Origin of the sequence: Kineococcus glutinatus, from assembly GCF_039542765.1 — a bacterium.
Lineage (GTDB): Bacteria > Actinomycetota > Actinomycetes > Actinomycetales > Kineococcaceae > Kineococcus_A > Kineococcus_A glutinatus.
Window position 1 is genome coordinate 1 of record NZ_BAABIL010000663.1, and the last position, 5,207, is coordinate 5,207.

Here is a 5,207-nt window from a genome sequence, read left to right on the forward strand (position 1 = left end):
TCGCCCCAGCGCCGCGCCCGGCTGGCGAGGTAGGCCTCCAGCACCGCCGTCAGCGCGGGCTCGACCGGCACGCTGCGCTCGGCGTTGCCCTTGCCCAGCACGTGCAGCCGCTGGTCGCCGGGCTGGCCGACCAGGTCGCCCACGCGCAGCGCGAGCAGCTCCGCGGAGCGGATGCCGCTCACCAGGAGCGTGGCGAGCACCGCGACGTCGCGTTCGGGCCAGGGGTCGCGCGCCCGCCGGGCACCGGAGGCCACCGCGCGCAGCAGCACCTCGGGAGTGTCGTGCCCGCGCAGCGCCTTGGGTTCGGCCCGCTGCGGGCGGGGGCGCTCGATGCCCGCCATGGGGTTTCCGGCCAGCACCTCCTCGGTGACGAGGAAGCGGCAGAACCCGTTCCAGGTCGACCAGGCCCGGGCGATGGAGCTGCGCGCGTGGTCCACGGCGAAGGCGGCGAACGCAGCGCGCAGCGTGCGCACCCGCAGCCCACCGAGCGGGAAGTGCGCCATCAGCGCCTCGAGGTCGCGATCGGCTGCCGCGGTGGCCGAGCCCGGTCCGGAGTCGGCGCCGGTGCCGGTCTCGATGTCGGTCTCGATGTCGGTGTCGGTGTCGGGGTGGGGGAGCAGCACGGCGATCCCCGCCAGGTCCCGGCGCAGGGCGGCCACGGTGTGCGGGGAGTCCTTGCGGGGCAGGCGGGCCTGCAGGTACGCGGCGACCCCGTCGCGCAGCGGCGACCGGGGGGACAGGTTCCCCGGCAGCGGGGCCAGTGGTGCCGACACCTCGTGATCATACCCCGGCCGGCCCCGGCTGGTCCAGCCGAAACCGTTGCGCCGCAAGGGTTGTCACGCACCACGGAGACCCGCGCATCGTCCGCATACTCACCATTATGCGGAACTCGCCGGTCTCGGCCCCGTCCCGCGTGGCGGGGCGCACCGGTCGCCGGGCCGGCGCGACGACACCCGGTGGCGCAGGCGCCGACCCGGGCGGGCTGGGCCTAGACATCGACCCCGGGTCGCCGCGGTTCCCGGGCCGGTGCCGGGTTTGCGCTCGCCGGCCGCGAGCCCGCCGGATCCGGCGGGCTCCAGCGGAACTCGCCGGTGTGCGCCACGGGTTCACCCGGCGGCTGCGCACCGGGCGACGCGGCGTGGAGGCGCAGCCGCCGGGTCGCGCGCCGGTGCTGCGGTGTGTCGTGCGTGGACCGGCGCCAGGTTGTCGCCCGGGTCGGTTCGAAGGGGTCGTCCGCGCTGCGCCGACCCCTTCTGTGTAACGCCGATAATGGACATTATGTCATTTCGCCCGCGTCGCCGTTCCCGTCGCCGCTCCCCTCGCACGTCGATGGCGCTGCCCTGCAACAGGCCCGTGGGTGGGGTGCTGTGCTGCGCTTTCGTCACGGGAGTCGGAGGACGGCGTCCACCGCGAGCCAGAACAGATCGCGGCGGGCCGACGACGTGTGCCAGTGGCGGTGGTCCCACGTCTCGCCGCTGACGTCGTCGCCTGCGTACAGGTACTGCCCGAACGTCACGCCGCGATGGCGGGCGACGGCCAGGAAGGCCGCGGTCTCCATCTCCACCGTGATGCACCCCTCGCGACGCCGGGCGGCGATCTTCGCGGTGGTCTCGCGGTAGGGCGCATCGGTCGTCCACGTCGTGCCGACCGCGTGGGGCACGGCTCGCTCGTCGAGCACGGCACGGAGCACGGCCGTCACGGCCGGGTCCGCGCTGACTTCGCGGCTGGCCGGCAGGTAGTGGTAGGAGGTCCCCTCGTCGCGGACCGCGGCATCGGGGACGACGACGTGGCCCAGCGCGAGGCCGGGGACCACCGCACCTGCTCCGCCGCACGCGACGAAGGTGCGACAGCCCGTCGCGATCGCCTCCTCGAACAGGCCGCAGGCCAGTGGCGCGCCGACGCCGGGGTGGAACACCGCCACCCGACGCTCACCGACCTGGAGGCTGAACAGCTCGTGGGTTCCGTGCTCCCACGTGAAGGTCGCGACGACCTCGGCGCGGCCATCACCGCACACCTCGTCGATGACGTCGCGGAAGAAGCAGATGACCGCGCGCTCCGGGATCGCACCCGACGTGGGCCCCGGCTCGGGTTCGATCAGCACCGCAGAGTCGGCGTCGAACTCGGCCAGCGGGATGTCCCAGGTCACGCCGCATCCTCGCCGTGGCGCTCCTTCCTCGGCAACCGGCCCGACGCACTCCCCTGGTCGAGCCGCCGCCGGAGCCCAGGCCGGTCGTGCGGGCAGCAGTTCGGCCACCGCGCGGGTGGCCGCGACGGTCTCCACCTCCTTTGCGAGTGAGAATCCTTATCGACTAGGGTTCGGTGCCGTTCCCACCCCGAAAGCAGGCCCCCATGCCACCTCTCGCGCGCCCGCGCACCGTCCTCCTCGCCGCCGCACTCGCCGGCACCCTCCTCGCGGCCGGCGCCTGCAGCTCCGGTGCCGGCTCGGGCGGCGCCCCGGAGCAGGACCCGACCCTGCGCATCGCCGGTCCCTTCGAGGTGCACAGCCTGGACCCCACGGCCGACGGGGAGGTCTTCACGCGGCTGCAGGTCACCGAGACGCTGGTGACCAGCGACCTGCGGGGTGAGCTCGTCCCCGGTCTGGCGACGGCGTGGGAGTCCTCCCCCGACCACACGCGCTGGCGGTTCCAGCTCGTGCAGGGCGCCACGTTCCACGACGGCACCGCGCTCACGGCGGAATCGGTGGTGTCGGCGCTGGAGAAGGTCGCCGCCGAGACGGCCAGCCCGCTCGCCGACGTGCCCATCGCGCGGATCGTCCCCGAGGGGTCCGCGGTGGTGTTCGAGCTGGCGCACCCCACCCTCACCCTGCCGGCCGTCCTGACGCACTACAGCACCGCCGTGCTGGCCCCGGCCGCCTACGACGACAGCGGCGAGGTCACCGAGGTCCTGGGCACCGGTCCGTACCAGGTGCAGGACGTGGAACTGCCGGCCTCCATCGAGACCACGCGGTTCGAGGGGTGGCGCGGGAAGGCGCCGGCCGTGGCGGGGGTGGACTTCCAGGCGGTCGGGCGCGCCGAGTCCCGCGCCCTGATGGCGGTCAGCGACCAGGCCGACGTCGTCTTCGGGCTCGAACCGGCCGGCCGCCAGCGCGTGGAGGCCTCCGGCACCGCCCGGATGGAGTCCAGCCTGCAGCCGCGCACCATCCTGCTCAAGGTCAACGCCGCCCACCCGGTGCTGGGTGACGTCCGCGTCCGCCGCGCCCTGAGCCTGGCGCTGGACCGCGAGGCGATGGCCGACGCGGTGCTGCGCGAGCGGGAGCTCGCCGCGACCCAGCTGCTGCCGCCGTCCCTGCAGGCCTGGCACGCCGACGTGCAGCCGCTGACCCGGGACCAGGACCAGGCGCGCGCGCTGCTGGCCCAGGCCGGGTTCGCGCCCGGCGCCGACGGCGTCCTGCAGCGCGACGGGCAGGCGCTGCGGCTGGACCTGCTGACCTACCCCGACCGCCCCGAGCTGCCGGCGCTGGCGACCGCGATCCAGGCGGCCCTCGCCGAGGTCGGTGTCGGCGTGCAGGTGGAGGTCACCAACTCCAGCGAGATCCCCGCCGGGCAGGGCGACGGCAGCCTGGAGCTGGCGCTCATCGCCAAGCACTTCGCGCTCGTCTCCGACCCCCTGGTCGACGTCGCCACCGTCTTCGCGCCCGAGGGGGCCGACTGGGGCGTGATGGGCTGGCGGGACCCGGCCGTCGACGCCGCCATCGCCGAACTCCTCGCCGGCGCCGACGGGGCGCAGGCCCAGCAGGCCCGGGAGACCGTCGTGCGCACCGCGCAGGAGCAGCTGCCCCTCATCCCGGTGGCGTGGTACCGGATGAACGCCGCGGTCGGTGAGCGGGTCGAGGGGTTCGTGATGGACCCGCTGGAGACCACCTGGCGCATCAGCGACCTGCGGTGGGCCGAGTGACGCCGGCGGCGCTGGGGTCGGTCCTGGCCCGCCGCGGCGCGCAGGCCGTCGGGGTGGCGCTGCTGGTGTCGGTGCTGTGCTTCCTCGTGGTGCGCCGGCTGCCCGGTGACGCCGCGTACCGCATCGCCGCCGGCCGCTACGGCTACGACCTGGTGGACGAGGAGACCGCGGAGGCCGTGCGCGCGGAGCTGGGGCTGGACCGGCCCGCCTGGCAGCAGCTCGGCTCCTGGCTGGTGGACCTGGTGCAGTTGGACCTGGGGCGTTCGCTGGTGACCTCGCGCCCGGTGGCGCAGGAGGTCGGCCACTACCTGCTGGGCACCGTGCAGCTGGCGGGTGCGGCGCTGGCGCTGGCGGTGGTGGTCGGCGCGTGCGCGGGGACGCTGGCCGCGCGCCGCCCCGGCGGGGCGCTGGACCGGCTGACCACCGCGTGGGTCGCCGGGGTGCGCGCGGTGCCGCCGTTCCTGCTGGGCCTGCTGCTCGTGGTCGTCCTGTCCGCGCAGCTGGGGTTGCTGCCCGCGGTGGGCCACGGCGACGCGGCCGGCCTGGTGCTGCCCGCGCTGACCCTCGCCGCGGGGTTGTCCGCCCTGGTGGCCCGGGTCACGCGGGACGCCGTCGTGGAGGTCCGCCGCTCGGGGTACGTGCGGTTCGCGCACACCAAGGGCCTGCCCGAGCGGTGGGTGGTGCTGCGGCACGTGGTCCGCAACGCCGCCGTCGCCGTCGTGCCCTACGTCGGCGTGCAGGCGGTGGTCCTCGTCGAGGGCGTCGTCGTCGTGGAGAGCCTCTTCGGCTGGCAGGGCCTGGGCCACGCCCTGGTCCACGCGGTGTTCTGGCGCGACGTCCCCGTCCTGCAGGCCACCGGTCTGGTGCTGGCCCTGCTCATCGTCGCGATCAACACCGCGGTCGACCTCGTCGTGCTGCGGCTGGACCCCCGACCCCGACGCCTGGAGGCGGCCGCGTGAGCACCACCCCGATGCTGGAGGCGGGCGCGACCAGCGCCGCCCCGGCGCGCCGCAGGGCCCTGGCGCGCCCGGCCGCGGTCGGCGCCCTGCTGGCCCTGGTGGCGTTCGCGCTGGCCGGGCCGCTGGTGCTGCCCGACCCCGCCGCCCAGGACCTCGGGCGCTTCCTGGAGGCGCCGAGCGCCGCGGAGCCGCTGGGCCGCGACGACTACGGCCGCAGCGTCGTGGCGCGCCTGGCCCACGCCACCCGCCTGTCGCTGGTGCTGGCCGCCGCGTGCGTGGCCAGCGCGTGCGTGGCCGGCACCGTGGCGGGGATCGTGGCGGCGTGGGCGGGGG

Annotated in this window: 4 protein-coding genes and 1 pseudogene; 3 read left to right on the forward strand and 2 right to left on the reverse strand. The window is 75.6% G+C overall.

Annotated elements, in window-relative coordinates; all coding sequences use genetic code 11:
- Positions 1 to 773: site-specific integrase (locus tag ABEB16_RS19755; protein WP_345713912.1), on the reverse strand; the 773-nt coding region annotated here is incomplete at its 3' end.
- A 608-nt stretch (positions 774 to 1,381) separates the two neighbouring features.
- Entirely contained in the window at positions 1,382 to 2,146 is a 765-nt protein-coding gene (locus ABEB16_RS19760) for a nucleoside phosphorylase (RefSeq protein ID WP_345713913.1), read from the reverse strand.
- A gap of 203 nt (positions 2,147 to 2,349) precedes the next feature.
- On the opposite strand from ABEB16_RS19760, the gene ABEB16_RS19765 reads away from it, so the two are divergent.
- The 3 genes and pseudogenes from ABEB16_RS19765 to ABEB16_RS19775 form a co-directional block, all read left to right on the forward strand.
- Entirely contained in the window at positions 2,350 to 3,915 is a 1,566-nt protein-coding gene (locus ABEB16_RS19765; protein ID WP_345713914.1) for an ABC transporter substrate-binding protein, read from the forward strand.
- A complete protein-coding gene (locus ABEB16_RS19770; RefSeq protein WP_345713915.1) occupies positions 3,903 to 4,874 on the forward strand; it encodes an ABC transporter permease in 972 nt (323 codons plus the stop codon). Before ABEB16_RS19765 ends, ABEB16_RS19770 begins: the two co-directional genes overlap by 13 nt.
- Positions 4,871 to 5,207, forward strand: a pseudogene (locus tag ABEB16_RS19775) (ABC transporter permease); the annotation flags it as partial. The gene ABEB16_RS19770 and the pseudogene ABEB16_RS19775, both read left to right, overlap by 4 nt.